The 13,706-nt window shown below is 60.8% G+C and carries 14 protein-coding genes; 5 read left to right on the forward strand and 9 right to left on the reverse strand.

What is annotated here, in order from left to right:
• Positions 1–40: 40 nt before the first annotated feature.
• From BLQ01_RS10050 to BLQ01_RS10080, 7 genes are read right to left on the reverse strand one after another with little or no spacing between them, the layout of a single operon-like run.
• Positions 41–1,108 (reverse strand): LLM class flavin-dependent oxidoreductase, encoded by a 1,068-nt coding sequence (locus BLQ01_RS10050; protein WP_091551539.1) that lies wholly within the window; start codon positions 1,106–1,108, stop codon positions 41–43.
• Complete coding sequence (locus BLQ01_RS10055) at positions 1,108–1,332, reverse strand: tautomerase family protein (RefSeq protein WP_091551541.1); 225 nt, start codon at positions 1,330–1,332, stop codon at positions 1,108–1,110. The genes BLQ01_RS10050 and BLQ01_RS10055 overlap by 1 nt, the downstream gene beginning before the upstream one ends.
• A gap of 5 nt (positions 1,333–1,337) precedes the next feature.
• Positions 1,338–2,825 carry an aldehyde dehydrogenase gene (locus BLQ01_RS10060; protein WP_091551542.1) on the reverse strand — a complete coding sequence of 496 codons (1,488 nt, stop codon included), beginning with the start codon at positions 2,823–2,825 and terminating at the stop codon, positions 1,338–1,340.
• Positions 2,815–3,552: an alpha/beta fold hydrolase gene (locus tag BLQ01_RS10065; protein WP_091551544.1), complete on the reverse strand. Its 738-nt coding sequence runs from the start codon at positions 3,550–3,552 to the stop codon at positions 2,815–2,817. The genes BLQ01_RS10060 and BLQ01_RS10065 overlap by 11 nt, the downstream gene beginning before the upstream one ends.
• A gap of 11 nt (positions 3,553–3,563) precedes the next feature.
• Complete coding sequence (locus tag BLQ01_RS10070; protein ID WP_091551546.1) at positions 3,564–4,118, reverse strand: amino acid synthesis family protein; 555 nt, start codon at positions 4,116–4,118, stop codon at positions 3,564–3,566.
• Positions 4,115–4,723, reverse strand: a complete 609-nt coding sequence (locus BLQ01_RS10075) for an amino acid synthesis family protein (RefSeq protein ID WP_091551547.1) — start codon at positions 4,721–4,723, stop codon at positions 4,115–4,117. The genes BLQ01_RS10070 and BLQ01_RS10075 overlap by 4 nt, the downstream gene beginning before the upstream one ends.
• 16 nt (positions 4,724–4,739) lie before the next feature.
• Positions 4,740–5,420 (reverse strand): GntR family transcriptional regulator, encoded by a 681-nt coding sequence (locus BLQ01_RS10080; RefSeq protein ID WP_091551549.1) that lies wholly within the window; start codon positions 5,418–5,420, stop codon positions 4,740–4,742.
• 141 nt (positions 5,421–5,561) lie between these two features.
• On the opposite strand from BLQ01_RS10080, the gene BLQ01_RS10085 reads away from it, so the two are divergent.
• The 5 genes from BLQ01_RS10085 to BLQ01_RS10105 all read left to right on the forward strand — a co-directional run bounded on the left by BLQ01_RS10085 (position 5,562) and on the right by BLQ01_RS10105 (position 10,740).
• Positions 5,562–6,512 carry a flavin reductase gene (locus BLQ01_RS10085; protein WP_091551973.1) on the forward strand — a complete coding sequence of 317 codons (951 nt, stop codon included), beginning with the start codon at positions 5,562–5,564 and terminating at the stop codon, positions 6,510–6,512.
• A 102-nt stretch (positions 6,513–6,614) separates the two neighbouring features.
• Positions 6,615–8,045 (forward strand): purine-cytosine permease family protein, encoded by a 1,431-nt coding sequence (locus BLQ01_RS10090; RefSeq protein WP_091551550.1) that lies wholly within the window; start codon positions 6,615–6,617, stop codon positions 8,043–8,045.
• A 178-nt stretch (positions 8,046–8,223) separates the two neighbouring features.
• A complete protein-coding gene (locus BLQ01_RS10095; RefSeq protein WP_217638368.1) occupies positions 8,224–8,661 on the forward strand; it encodes an NUDIX domain-containing protein in 438 nt (145 codons plus the stop codon).
• Between the two features lie 10 nt (positions 8,662–8,671).
• Positions 8,672–10,165 carry an NAD-dependent succinate-semialdehyde dehydrogenase gene (locus tag BLQ01_RS10100; protein ID WP_091551554.1) on the forward strand — a complete coding sequence of 498 codons (1,494 nt, stop codon included), beginning with the start codon at positions 8,672–8,674 and terminating at the stop codon, positions 10,163–10,165.
• 26 nt (positions 10,166–10,191) lie between these two features.
• The gene (locus tag BLQ01_RS10105; protein WP_091551555.1) at positions 10,192–10,740 is read left to right on the forward strand and encodes a cysteine hydrolase family protein; all 549 of its coding nucleotides are present in this window, start codon (positions 10,192–10,194) and stop codon (positions 10,738–10,740) included.
• Positions 10,741–10,814: 74 nt separating this feature from the next.
• Here the strand turns inward: BLQ01_RS10105 and BLQ01_RS10110 are convergent, their stop codons facing one another.
• Together BLQ01_RS10110 and uidA are read right to left on the reverse strand one after the other, a co-directional pair.
• Positions 10,815–11,840 carry an SDR family NAD(P)-dependent oxidoreductase gene (locus BLQ01_RS10110; protein ID WP_091551557.1) on the reverse strand — a complete coding sequence of 342 codons (1,026 nt, stop codon included), beginning with the start codon at positions 11,838–11,840 and terminating at the stop codon, positions 10,815–10,817.
• Positions 11,837–13,702 (reverse strand): beta-glucuronidase, encoded by a 1,866-nt coding sequence (gene uidA / locus BLQ01_RS10115; protein WP_091551558.1) that lies wholly within the window; start codon positions 13,700–13,702, stop codon positions 11,837–11,839. Before uidA ends, BLQ01_RS10110 begins: the two co-directional genes overlap by 4 nt.
• Positions 13,703–13,706 lie beyond the last annotated feature (4 nt).

A 13,706-nucleotide genomic window follows, 5' to 3' on the forward strand; every position in this document is an offset into this window, starting at 1 on the left:
CAAGTGCCGCCGTCGTCGTCGTCAGTCAGGATTGGGTGGGCTAGCGGGCCGCGTTTGCCGGTACTTCCTGGAAGGCAGGTACGACGTGTTCGATGAACAGTTCGAGTGAGCGCTTCTTCTCCTCGTGGGACAGGCTGTTATCGGACCAGAGGCTGAACTCGGTGACGCCCAGGGCCTCATAGTGACGGATCCGCTCGATCACTTCTTCAGGAGTGCCGATCATCGCAGTCCGGTGCAGGGATTCCGGTGTGAATTCCGGGCGGTCGGCGAACTTCTCTTCAGGGCTGGGCTCCAGGAAACCGTTGGTGGGGGTCGTCTTGTTCCCGAACCAAGCGTCGAACGTCCTGTAGAACTTGTTGATTGCCTCGGCCGGGCGGCGCCAACCTTCCGGTTCGTCGGCTGAGTGGACGTGGGTGTGGCGGAGCACCATGAGATCCGGGCGGGGGACACCGGGGTTGTTTTCGACGGCGGTATCGAACTTGCGCGCGAGGTCTTCGACTTCCTCGTCGCCCTTCATCAGCGGTGTCACCATGACGTTGCATGCGTTGGCCACTGCAAATTCGTGCGAGGAGATGTCACGGGCTGCGATCCACATGGGCGGCGTGGGTTTCTGGACGGGCTTGGGGACACTGGTGGAGGTGGGGAACTGCCACACCTCGCCGTCGTGTGCATAGTCGCCTTGCCAGAGCGCACGCACGGCCGGAACCATTTCGCGAAGGTGCTTGCCGCCGTCGACTGCGGGCAGGCCCTCTGTGAGGCGATCAAATTCGAACTGGTAGGCGCCCCGGGCCAACCCGACTTCCATTCTGCCGTCACTGATGACATCCAAAAGTGCCGTCTCCCCGGCTACCCGGAGTGGATTCCAGAACGGTGCGATGATGGTCCCGGCACCCAGCCGGATGCGCGAGGTGCGGGCTGCCAAGTAGGCAAGCTGCGGCATGGGGCTGGGGGAGATGGTGTACTCCATGGAGTGGTGTTCACCGATCCAGACGGTGCTGAATCCGCCGGCTTCCGCCATGAGGGTCAGCTCCGTCAGGTTCTCGAAGCATTCGCGGTGCGAAACGGATTCGTCCCAGCGCTCCATGTGGACGAAGAGGGAAAAGCGCATTACTGACTCCTTGTTTCTGCTGTTTCCGTTGCTGCTGAGTTGCGTTCTGCGATGGTCTGGTTGCCGCGGGACCAGTGTTCGTGCTGGATTTCGCGGATGATCACCGTGGTGTTTTCCGGTAGTGCGCCCACGGAGACCTCGGCGGCCCGATGAAGCTCGTGGATGAGCGACCGGAGTTCCTCGGGTGTTCTGCCCTGGGCGATGGAGACTTCAATAAGTGGCATGATCCTCAGCTCCTCATGATGAAGGGGTCTGCAATGGGGGACTCATCGGTGTTGATCCAGATGCTCTTGACCCGGGTGTACTCACGGATGCTCTCCATGCCGTGTTCCACTCCGACGCCGCTGGTCTTGAATCCTTCCCGTGGTGATTGGGGAGACATGGTGCGGTAGGTGTTGACCCAGATGGTTCCGGCTTCCAAACGGCTGGCCATCCGATGTGCCCTGGCCAGGTTGGTGGTCCAGACGCCGGCGGCGAGTCCGTACGTGGTGTCGTTGGCGAGACGGACCACTTCTTCTTCTGTTTCAAACGGCATGATCGCTGCCACGGGGCCAAAGATTTCTTCGCGCACCACCCGCATGGAATTGTCGACGTCAGTGAGGACGGTTGGCTCGAAGAAGTAACCGCCGAGTCCGGTGTCGGGCCGCCCTCCGCCTGTCAGGACGGTAGCGCCTTCGGAGACGCCCAGGTCCACGTAGCTGGCCACCTTGTCGCGCTGGTCCTGGAAGGCCAGGGGCCCGAGTTCCGTGGCGTCAAGGAGGGGATCGCCAATGACGATGCTGCGGGCACGGTTGGCGACGCGTTCAAGGAGTTCGTCGTAGATGGACTTGTGGGCGAATACGCGGCTTCCTGCGATACACGTTTGGCCGGCAGCTGCAAAAATACCGGCCACTACTCCCATGGAGGCGTTGGCAACGTCAGCGTCACCGAACACAATGTTTGGCGACTTTCCGCCCAGCTCCAGTGTTGAGCCGATAAAACGTGAAGCAGTAGAGGAAGCGATCCGGGCGCCCGTGGCCGTACTGCCAGTGAAGGAGATCTTAGCCAAACGGGGGTCCTCCACCAGTGCTGCTCCGGCCTCGGCGCCGAAACCTGTCACCACGTTGATCACACCGGGCGGGAAGCCGGCTTCATCGGCAAGTGCAGCCAGGCGCAGTACGGTCGCCGAGGTGTATTCGGAGGGTTTGATCACAATGGTGTTTCCGGTGGCGAGTGCCGGAGCGAGCTTGCTGGTGGTCAGTGTCAGCGGAGAGTTCCATGGTGTGATTGCGCCCACCACGCCGAGGGGTTCCCGCAGGGTGTAGTTCAGCATGGTGCGGCTTGAGCCTGGAATCGTATCGCCCTGTATTTTGTCGGCAAGGCCGGCGTAATAGTAGTAGTACTCGGGCATGGCAGCGAGCTGGGCGCGCATTTCGCGCAGGAGCTTGCCATTGTCCAAGGACTCCATTCGGGCGAGCTCGTCGCCATGCTCGCCGATCAAATCGCCGAGCCGTCGGAGCAGGTGTCCGCGCTTGGTCTGGCTCAAGTCCCGCCATGACGGATTCTCGAAGGCCGCCTCGGCCGCAGACACGGCCTTGGAGACGTCGGTTTCCTTGCCCCGTGCGGCACGGTAGAGGACCTCCAGTGTTGCAGGGTTGCTGCTCTCGAAATACTCCCCATCGGCCGGCGCAACCCAGTCGCCGTTGATGAAGTGTTCGTAGAGGCGTTCAGTGGACATTCGAATGCTCCTTGATGAAGGCTGTCAGGTCAGTGGCGAGCTCTTGGGGACGCTCCACCGGGATCATGTGCCTGGCCCCTGTGATTACGGTGTAGGTGCAGCCGGGAATGGCGGCCGCGAGCCTTGCGCTCATTTCCGGTGTTGACCCAGAGTCCAGCTCGCCCGTTACGGCGTGGGAGGGGACAGTGATGTGGGGTAGCTCAGTCGCGATTTCCGCGTCTGCTGTGGCGAAGACCCGGTAGCAGGCCAGGAATGATCTGGGGTCGTTGCCCAGCAGGACCTGCCGGGTTGACTCGATGACTTCCGGCTCCACCTGTGAGCCAGCCGGATACCACCGACCGATGGAGGCTTCCACGGTGGCTGGGAAATTGGCTTCCGCCAAAGCCAGGCGACTCTTCACAGCCGCTTGCTCTTCGGCTGTCCTGTCGCAGACTGAGGCGACGGAGGCAAGTGTCGCCACCAGGTCCGGCCTATAGCGGGCCAAGTGCTGGGCGACTAGGGCGCCGAGTGAGAATCCGACGACGTGCGTGCCCGGTTCGAGGCTCCCGGCGACATCGCCGGCGAGTTCAGCAAGAGTCACTCCGTCCCCGGGCTCCTCACGGCCACCGTGGCCCAGGAGCTCGATGATTTGGATGTCGAATTCCGGTTCAAGGAATTGACGAAGCGGCCCCCACATGGACCCGTCGAGCCCGACTCCGTGGATGAGGGCGATGCGGGCGCGGTTCACAGGTTGTGCTCCTACTTTTCTTCCGTGCTGAAGGCGGCCAGGCGCTGCTGGGGCCTTCCCTGGGCAGCTGCCGCCAAAGCGATCACGATTTCATCGGCGTGCGGTGCGTCGTTGATCCGTACCTCGATGCTTTGGTGGTGGGACCTGATGGTTGCGTCGGTGATGTGCTTAAGCGGGATGTCGAATACGACGCCGGCAGGCCCGCGCTTTTCCACTGCAGGCAGGAGGGTGGTGGCCTTGGCGGCGTCACGGTAGTGATTTCCGAAAGCAAGCGTATGGATAAGCCCGGAACCATGCTCGATTTCGCCGTTCAACCCTACGATTGCGGCCTTACCGTAAGCTTCGGCGGGGGAGCCCAGGGCTTCGAGCACACGGGGAGCGAGCAACGCGCCAAGGTCCGAGGCGTTGGCGTTAATACCTTCAGAAAGGTCTTCAACGAAACCTTGGCCGGCCCAGGGATTCTTGATGATCGCTGCCACGACGGCAACCCTGGCGGCAGGGGTGACTTCCCTGCCTCCTTCGGTCAGGATGTCTTCGGTCAGCGTGACGATTTTACGAATGCTCATGAAACAAGTTCTCCTAGGGTTTCTACTTTGACGATGGGGTCGGTGAGGCGGTCACCGATGCGGGAGTGGGGCCTGGGCCCGGTGGAAGCACCGAGGACGACGACGATCTCCCCTGGCCGGGGTGCGTCACCGATCCGTGTGGTGATGGTTTGGTAGTGGGTGCGGGTGGCTGCAGCATTCTTGTGCCAGAGGGGCACAACGAGCGATGCTCCGGCGTCGGCACGATCATCGGCGAAGCAGATAATGGATTCGCCTTCGAAGTACTCGCGGACGAGATTGCCGAAGAAGGGAGTGTGGATAAGGGCGGCACCATGCTCAATTTCGCCGTCACTGCCCACAAGTGCCGCTTTGCCGAAGGCCTCGATGGCCTCCACGCCACCGAGGTTTGAAGCGAGGACGTCGGTGAGCTTGCGTGCAAGCACCGGAGCGAGCTGAACAACTGCCTGGCCGAGGTCATCAGTTGCGTTGCCTCCCAGCCAAGGGTTGGTGACTACGGCAGCGGCTGTTGCCCGCACTGCCGGAATGGCCGGGGCCTGGCCATTCTCGAGGAGGATTTCCTCGCTGTAGTACACAATTTTGCGGATGCCGTTCTGTGGATCGTTCATTTCTGGTTCTTTTCCTTTAGTACCGGTGGTCGTTCGCCGGGTCGGTCAGCGCCTCGCGGGACGAGGCATGAACGTGGTTCCTCATGGCGGATTCTGCCCCGAAGGGGTCCTTATGCTCGATCATTTCCAGGACCGCGCGGTGTTCGCGTGTGGATGCTTCGAGCCTCCCGGGGTGTTCAACCGTGCGCAGCACCAGACGCTGGTAGGCAAGCTGGTTCATGAGCCGTTCGTAGTGCTCAATGAGTTTCCGGTTATCGGATCCCCGGACGATCGTCCAGTGGAACTCGTGGACCAGCCGGGCGTAAGCATCTGTGTCATGAGTAAGCGATGTCATCTCGGACTCCTCGAGGTTCCGCCGCAGTATCGCCAGCTCGGGGACCTCCCCCCGGCCTGCAAGCAGGGATGCTGCCAGGCCTTCCAAGGACTCCTTGAGTTGGAAGAGCTCAATGATCTCCCTCCGCGTTGGCTCCCGGACAAAGGTGCCCACTTTAGGGCGGATCTCCACCAGGCCTTCGTGCTGCAGTTGCTTCAGGGCCTCGCGGATAGGGGTCCGGCTGACATCGAATTCCTGAGCCAGGAATGCCTCAGGGACTACGGCACCCGGAGGGAAGTCACCACCGAGGACCAGTCGTCGGATTCGATCCAACAGTCCGTCGCGGTCAGCGGGTACGGTCACTTCTTCCACATTCTCTTGCATGCATCACAGCTTATGTTGCATACATCAGTGTCGTCAACGGACTGAACACTTTTGAGTCAAAAACCTCTAGTTTCCGGGACTTGCCTGTTTTTTTACTAGTCCTCTTGACCTCACCGTGTGAGCTGGCTTACCGTCATTGGTATGCAACAGACGCTTGAACCGCTTATCACATCAGCTTGGCTCGCCGCTTGGGACAAGGGAGACCTTGACGCCCTGGATGGCCTCGTATCAGCCGGCTATACACGCACCAGCAAGGCGACGGGCGCAACCGTCGACCTCGCCGGACTCAAGTCGGAGATCGCCGCCGTACGGGAAGCCTTCCCGGATCTGCGCACAACGGTCGACGACGTCGTCGAAGGAAATGGCACAGTCGCCGTTTTCTGGACTTCCACAGGCACCCACAACAACGAATACCTCGGCGTACCGGCCACCGGACTGACAGTCCAGACCCGTGGCTCGAACATCCTGATCCTCAATGACGGCAAGATCCAGAAAGAAACAGTCACGTGGGACGGCAGCGAACTGCTGGCCGGCCTGGGTATCCGGCCCCTCCGGGGCATCGCTGCCCCCGTGGTGCCAGGCGGTGAAGAGGGTGCGGGGGAATTCGAAGAATTGGATCCGTCCCTGATGAAGGCTTTCAACCGCCAGTTCATCACCGGAGTCACCGTAGTGACCACCAAAGAAGGAGATACTCCGAAGGGGTTGGCAGCGAACTCCTACTGCTCTGTCTCGCTGGAACCGCCCCTGGTGTTGGTCTGCGTACAGAAAACTTCCAGCACCTACCCGGCTTTGTTTTCTTCAAGCCACCTCGGCATCAACATTCTCGGCACGGAGCAGCTGAATACAGTAAAAACCTTTGCTTCAAAGGCTCCGGACAAGTTCGCTGAGCTTCAATGGCACGACGGGCCCAAGGGTAGTCCCTTGCTGGATGGTTCGGCTGCTTCCCTTGAAGCTGAAATCCAGGAACGTTTCCAAGCGAAGACCCACACGGTCTTCATCTGCAGGGTCCGCCACGCAGAGATCAGCGAAACGGCGCCCATGGTCTACAAGGCCGGGCACTTTTTCGACGGCGCAGAACTCGCCGAACTCTAAAACGGCCGGCGCGGCCAACCATCCTCGGACAGGAAACCAACCGCGCCGACCGAACTGCTCGTAAGCAGCGCACCTAGGTGCGTCTCCAACATTAGGACAATAATGAGCCCAGATACCATCCGCGCTGCCGAAAGCAGCGTTGCTGAGGACCGCGGCTACCGCGATAGCCTCACAAAGATCGAGCCTTACGGCATCGAGCACATTCCCGAGGTAGAGCGCCACGGTAAACCACGTTCCCAGTTCTTCCTCTGGTTCGCTGCAGGCATGAACTTCCCCATCGTCGTCCTGGGCTTCAGTGCCACTTACTTTGGCCTGCCCTTCTGGGCGGCAGCCCTGGCCATTATCCTTGCCGGATTGTTTTCTTCGGCAGGGATGGGTTACCTCTCTGCAATGGGCGTACGGCTGGGAATTCCACAACAAATGCAGGGACGCGGCCCGCTCGGGTTCATCGGCAACTTGTTCCCAGTGGCGTACGTCAATGTCTTTGCCGGCATCGGCTGGGCCGCAGTGACAGTGATCCTGGGTGGCCAGGCCATTGCGCTGCTCACGGATATTCCCTTTTGGCTTTCATCGTTGATCCTCATGGGAGTTCAGCTCGGCGTAGCAGTCATTGGCTACAACCTGATCCATTTCCTGCAGCGGATTCTGTCTTTCGTGCTGGTCATCGGCTTCGTTTTCATCACGGTGGTGGCTGCAGCCAACGGACGAATCGAGACTGACTTCAACCCAGCCGCAGCAGGCTTCAACGGTCTGGGAGGGTGGATCATCTTCTTCGGGTGGTTCTTCTCCTTCATCGTGGCCTGGATGCCTTTCGCCTCTGACTACTCCCGCTACCTCCCCAACACGGCCGCGAACCGACGCGGTGCGGGCTGGGCCACCATGCTCGGCAACTTCGTCACCCTGGTATGGATGGGCATCCTGGGAACACTCCTGGGAACCACCACCACTGCTACCGACAGCATTGGTGCACTGAAGGAACTTATGGGTCCTTGGGCTGCAGTGGGGCTCGGCGTGGTGGCTCTGTCCTCCTTTACCCAGAACTTCCTCAACGTCTACGGCGGTGCGATCTCAATCCAAACCATGGGCGTGCCGGTCAAGCGCCACACCGCAGTGGTGTTCATCTGCGTGGCATCGTACCTGGTGGCACAGTGGGGCCAAACAGGGTTCAACGAAGGCTTCACGGCGTTCCTGAATCTCACGGCATACTGCATCGCCCCCTACGTTGCCGTTCTGGTGTGTGACTACTTGTTTGGAGGTCGACGCACCGACAGGGGCTTGCGGGAACTCTTTGATAAGAGCCGAAAGTTCGAGTGGGGTTTCGTGGCTTGGGTAGCTGGCGTAGTGCTGTCGTCTCCGTTCTGGATGTCCTCGATCTACACCGGCCCCATAGCCGCAGCCTTCCCCGAGATGGGAGATCTCTCCTACTACATTGGCGCAGGCATCGCAGCAGGCACGTACATGCTGACTCATCGACGCAAGCGCCTGTCCGGCCTGGAAATGCTGGACCGGAGGCCGGGCGCACAAACCCTGTAACCGGCTCGACAGGCAAGGTTGGGGAGCAGGTCACCCGGGATTCTCCCCAACCTTGCCGATGTCTCCGCCACATGATGCCAGGGAAACAAGTGCAAAGGAGCACCCGTTGAGCACAGCAACACTGCAGAGGACAAGCCCGGAAACCCACTTACACGCATCCTGCCCAACCCGGACAGTCGTGGCTGTAGTAGTGGAATGGCGCGGCAGGATCGCCCTCTTCAAACGAAGCCGGTTTGTCGGACATGAGCGCGGTCTCTGGCACTGCGTTACCGGATACCTCGAGCCGGCCGTCTCCCCAATGCAGCAAGCACTGATCGAACTCAAAGAAGAGGCAGGCCTGGAACTCCAGGATCTTGACAGCTTCACGGTTGGAAACCAGCTTGAGATCCATGACCATGCCGGCAACCCGTGGTTGATTCATACCTACACAGCAGTCAGTCGCCGGCGTCGGCTAAAGATCAACAACGAACACGACAACTATCGATGGGTCGCCCCGGACAAGATCCGGCGGTTCTCCAACCGGGTTCCCTGGTTGGATACCGTCCTTCAGGGAAGAATGCCGAACCGCGAGGTGAATGGCGGCCCTGCAACCCAGAACATGAGCCATCCACACTAAGGAGCCACCCGTGGCCGAACACGCTACTTTGACAATTGACCGGGAAGCGGAGCTGCTTGCGTCCGTTCCCACCGGCTTGCTGATCGGCGGCCAATGGCGAACGGCTTCCGACGGCGGGACTTTTGATGTCCACGATCCGTCCACCGGTGAGGTCTTGGCCACGCTCGCGTCCGCCACCAGTGAGGACGCCGTGGCGGCCCTGGATGCTGCCGATGCGGTGCAGGCTTCATGGGCCCGGACCGCTCCGCGGGAGCGTGCAGAGATCCTGCGCCGCGCGTTCGACCTCGTGGTCAAACGTGCGGACGACTTCGCCCTGCTCATGACCCTGGAAATGGGCAAACCCCTGGCCGAGGCCCGAGGTGAAGTCACCTACGGGGCCGAGTTCCTGCGCTGGTTCTCCGAAGAAACGGTCCGGGACTACGGCCGGTACCTCACCACGCCCGAGGGCAAGAACAAGATCCTGGTGCAGCACAAACCCGTGGGACCGTGCCTGCTCATCACCCCATGGAACTTCCCGCTGGCGATGGCCACCCGCAAGGTCGCCCCCGCGATCGCCGCCGGCTGCACCATGGTCCTCAAGCCTGCCAAACTCACCCCGCTCACGGCCCAGTACTTCGCCCGGACCATGCTCGACGCCGGCTTGCCTGCCGGAGTCCTCAACGTGGTCTCCTCCTCATCCGCTTCAGGGATTTCCGGGCCGCTGCTCGCCGACCCCCGCCTGCGGAAGGTCTCTTTCACCGGGTCCACCCCGGTGGGCAAACGGCTCATGGCAGACGCAGCGCAGAACGTCCTGCGCACCTCCATGGAACTGGGCGGCAACGCCCCGTTCATCGTGTTCGAGGACGCAGACCTGGACAAAGCCGTCCAGGGCGCCATGGCAGCGAAAATGCGGAACATGGGCGAAGCCTGCACCGCAGCCAACCGGTTCCTCGTCCACGAATCCGTGGCGCAGGAGTTCACCCGGAAGTTCGCAGCCGCCATGGGCTCCCTCACCACCGGGCGAGGAACCGAGCCGGGCGCCGACGTCGGGCCACTTATCGATGCCTCCGCACGTGATGATGTGCACGCTTTGGTGACTGCCGCCGTCGACGCCGGTGCGGTTGCGGTCACCGGCGGGGGACCAGTGGACGGTCCCGGGTATTTCTATCAGCCAACAGTCCTGGCGAATGTGCCCAACGATGCAGCAATTCTGGGCCTCGAAATCTTTGGACCCGTTGCCCCGGTCACTACCTTCAACAATGAAGACGATGCCATCCGGCTCGCCAACGCCAGCGAATACGGGCTCGCATCCTACCTCTACAGCCAGGACTTCAACCGGCTGCTGCGGGTGGCCGAACAGATCGAGTTCGGCATGGTGGGATTCAACGCCGGCGTCATCTCCAATGCCGCAGCGCCCTTCGGCGGCGTCAAGCAGTCCGGCCTGGGCCGTGAAGGCGGCTCTGAGGGCATCGCCGAATACAGCACCACCCAATACATCGGCATCGCCGACCCCTACGCACACTAAGAAGGCCGAAAACAGTGAATACCCCGATGCCAGCAACACCGAACAGCGAGGCGAAAGGCCAGCTGGTAGTCATCGACATGCAGCGGGCCTTCCGTCAGGAGGGGGAGTGGCACGTTCCGCGCTACGACGAAGCGGCGCGGACCATCGCCCGCCTGGTATCCGCAGGATTCGAGCCAGTAACCACTCGATTCCTCCCGGACCCGGCAGAACCTGGTTCATGGTCTGCCTACTATGACCGCTGGTCGAGCATGCGCTTGGATCCCGCTGACCGGATCTGGGATCTGGAGCTTCCAGGGGTGGAGGTCGGCAGCTCCATAGACCTGCCGACCTTCACCAAATGGGGCGAGGCAATGGCCGGGCTCATCCCGGTGGGGGGAGAGCTCATTCTTGCAGGCGTGGCCACCGACTGCTGTGTCCTCTCCACCGCCCTTGGAGCCGCCGACGCCGGCCGGTATGTGACCGTCGTCGAGGACGCCTGCGCAGGCCAAAACGACGAAGCACACGATCAAGCCATCAGTCTCCTGCGACTGCTTTCACCCATGATCAACGTCATCCGAAGCGAAACCCTGTTCTAGCCTCACGTTATCCTGGCGTGCGCGGACGTGACCCGAGAATGGTGGCTTGCGGTACATCGTGGTCAGTTCAGCGCCTACTGAACTGACCACGCACCGTCCGACGGCAGGACGGCTCCGGAGATGTTGGTTCCGTCCTCGCTGAGGAGGAACGTGATGGAGGCAGCCAACTGCGAGGCCACAGCAACAGGGGGAATGATCTGCATGAACGGTCCCAACCGGTTCGCGCCGAGCTCGGATCCAAAGGTGGCCTCGATCCCTGTTGCAACCGGGCCCGGGGCCACTGCGTTGACGCGGATACCCTGAGGCGCGTACATAAAGGCGGTACTGCGGGTGATTCCGAGAACTGCATGTTTGGAAGCGGTGTACGCCAGGCCTGCAGAATTGCCGCGAAGTGCAGCCTCGGAGGCAACATTTACGACGGAACCGCGCCCGGCGGCCATCATAATCGGAAGTACGGCCCGGGTCAGGCGGAACATTCCGTCCACGTTAACCGCGAACACCCGGTTCCAGACCTCATCGGCCACCTCGTGCAACGGGGTCATGTCGTCCATGATTCCGGCGACGTTTGCCAACGCATATACCCGGTCTCCAGCGGCTTCAACAATCCTCAGAATGTCTTCATCCTTGGTGATGTCGGCCTGGACGGTTACCACCTCAGCCTCCGGGTGATCCATCGCCAGTGCCTCAAGCCGGGCAGCTGCGATGTCTACGGCAATCACCCTTCCGCCTTCCCTGGCAATCCTGGACGCAGTGGCGCGGCCGATACCCGAGCCGGCGCCCGTGACGATCACAGTCTTACCCCGGAATCTGCCAACGGTGATGCGTTCTTGCCAAAGGGTGTCGTCGATGCCCTCGGCGTCCGCCTCGGGTTCGATTCCCCCATTTGCTTCCCTGACCAGATGATCAAGTAAAGACTGTGGAAACTGTCCGCCACCGAGTTCCACGAGCTGTTGCAGGGCAAGGTGTTCGATGGGTTTCAGGGCTGATTCGTCCTGTCCGGCCTCCTTCAGCATTCCCCGAAGGAGGGGACCACCAGCGGGATGCGCGAGCCAGTCCCGAATAGGGCGTGAACCGGTCAGTGCCTTGGTGTGGTTGGTCATTTTGCTCCTTCGAGAGCCGGTGCTGCTTTGAGCTGGGCTGTTACGTTTTCGACAACTTCTGTTTCCTCTGTCTCGTCGACAGAGGGCTTTGCTCCGTCAAGACCAGTCCACCGGGCACGCAGGGTGTGTGCTGCTGCTTTCGGTTTTCTATCCCGGCTGAAAACACCCTTACGGTTGCCGTCCACACGGTGGATGCCGTTGGACGTTTGGAAGTCGGCAAAGTTCCAGACGTGTTCCCCTACAAAGCCGTCAATCCTGTCAAAGACCCGGTGGTTCATGGCCAGGAAGGACTGCTGGTACTCCTCGCTCCAAGGCATGTCCCAGATGGAGTGCTGCCCTGGCATGGTGTCTGCCCCGTATTCGCTCATCATGATGGGTTTGCCGAAGGCCTCCACCCAACCGCGGAGGTCACGTTCCAGGTAATTTTCTGCGCTCTGAAGATCCCCGGTAAAGATGTACCAGCCGTAGTAGCGATTTATGCTCAGGACGTCGAAGAGATCCGCGATTTTGTCGTTCTGGAAGGTGGCAAACATGACTGCGGCGTAGGTCAGGGGACGGGTTGGATCGAGCTCACGGGCGAGCTGGACGAGAGGTTCGAAGAACTCCCGGGCCCCGTCCTCGTTGGAGGCCGGTTCGTTGGCGATACTCCACATGACAACGCTTGGATGGTTCTTATCGCGTGAGATGACCTCGCGAAGGTGCTGCGCGTGGGCTGCTTGGGTTTCGTGGTTGAAGGTTTCCGGTGAAAATGTGGGTTTGGGGCCCACCCCCGTGAGACCTCCCTGGACCCCCAGGTTCAGCCCAACGGCTGCGGTTTCATCGACGACGACGATGCCGTGGCGGTCCGCGAATTCCAGCACCTCCTCCGCATAGGGGTAGTGCGAGGTCCGGAACGAGTTGGCTCCCACCCAGTCCAACAACTGGAAGTCGTGCACAAGGTAGGCGTTATCGTGACCCTTGCCCCGGACGGCCGTGTCCTCGTGCTTGCCGAAGCCCGTAAAGTAGAAGGGCTCTCCATTGATGAGGAACTGGGTCCCGCGGACTTCCACCGTCCTCACACCGAACGGTTCCGTGTAACTGTCAAGGACGTCTTCGCCGTCGAGGAGCTCTACCATCAGGTTATAAAGGTAGGCTGCGCCTGGACGCCACAGCGAGACATCCTCGATGGTGAGTGTCCCCTGAGTGCCTTCGGCCGATGAAACTTCCTGGCCTGTAGCATCCAAAACCCGGACGCGGACCGGCGTCTTGTGACTTGTTTCGACTGAATAATCTATAACGCCGGTTCGGCCAATAACGCCGGTGACAACAGTGATGTCGCTGATGTGGCGTTCTGGTTTGCTGTAGAGCCACACTGACCGTGCCAGGCCAGCGTAGTTATAGAAGTCATGCAGGTAGGTCTGTTGGCGTCGCCCGTCCTGGCTGACGCTGATGCTGCCCGGGGGGATAGTGGCACTGGTCAGTTCATTGTTCACCCCAACCGTGAGCCTGAATTCATCTCCGGGCGAGAGGTGGTCCGTGATGTCTGCTTCAAAAGGTGTGTAGCCGCCTACATGCCGGGCTACCAGAACGTCATCAACATAGACCTTGCCCTCATGCGTAGCTGCGTCCAAACGGAGCAAAACTCTTTCGCCGGTCCAGCCCCGCGGTACACGTACGGTCCGCTGGTACCACACCCAGCCCACGTGGTCCCGGATCTTCTGGTCGGCAAAAAGGTCGTTGTAACTCGACGGAACGGCGGCCTCGAGATTTCCTTCCAGAACACCTCTCCAAGGTTCCGGGACGTTGGGATCCTCCAAGGCAAAGCGCCAAAGGCCGTCCAGGTTGATAAGTTCGCGAGTAATTGTAGAGCGGGGCTTAAGCAATGTA

Origin of the sequence: Arthrobacter sp. UNCCL28 (genome assembly GCF_900102805.1) — a bacterium.
GTDB lineage: Bacteria > Actinomycetota > Actinomycetes > Actinomycetales > Micrococcaceae > Arthrobacter > Arthrobacter nicotinovorans_A.

Coding starts and splice junctions, on each gene's coding strand:
- BLQ01_RS10050 (WP_091551539.1), bottom strand. CDS start 1,108: ATGCGCTTTTCCCTCTTCGTCCACATGGAGCGCTGGGACGAATCCGTT.
- BLQ01_RS10055 (WP_091551541.1), bottom strand. CDS start 1,332: ATGCCACTTATTGAAGTCTCCATCGCCCAGGGCAGAACACCCGAGGAA.
- BLQ01_RS10060 (WP_091551542.1), bottom strand. CDS start 2,825: ATGTCCACTGAACGCCTCTACGAACACTTCATCAACGGCGACTGGGTT.
- BLQ01_RS10070 (WP_091551546.1), bottom strand. CDS start 4,118: ATGAGCATTCGTAAAATCGTCACGCTGACCGAAGACATCCTGACCGAA.
- BLQ01_RS10075 (WP_091551547.1), bottom strand. CDS start 4,723: ATGAACGATCCACAGAACGGCATCCGCAAAATTGTGTACTACAGCGAG.
- BLQ01_RS10080 (WP_091551549.1), bottom strand. CDS start 5,420: ATGCAAGAGAATGTGGAAGAAGTGACCGTACCCGCTGACCGCGACGGA.
- BLQ01_RS10085 (WP_091551973.1), top strand. CDS start 5,562: ATGCAACAGACGCTTGAACCGCTTATCACATCAGCTTGGCTCGCCGCT.
- BLQ01_RS10090 (WP_091551550.1), top strand. CDS start 6,615: ATGAGCCCAGATACCATCCGCGCTGCCGAAAGCAGCGTTGCTGAGGAC.
- BLQ01_RS10105 (WP_091551555.1), top strand. CDS start 10,192: ATGCCAGCAACACCGAACAGCGAGGCGAAAGGCCAGCTGGTAGTCATC.
- BLQ01_RS10110 (WP_091551557.1), bottom strand. CDS start 11,840: ATGACCAACCACACCAAGGCACTGACCGGTTCACGCCCTATTCGGGAC.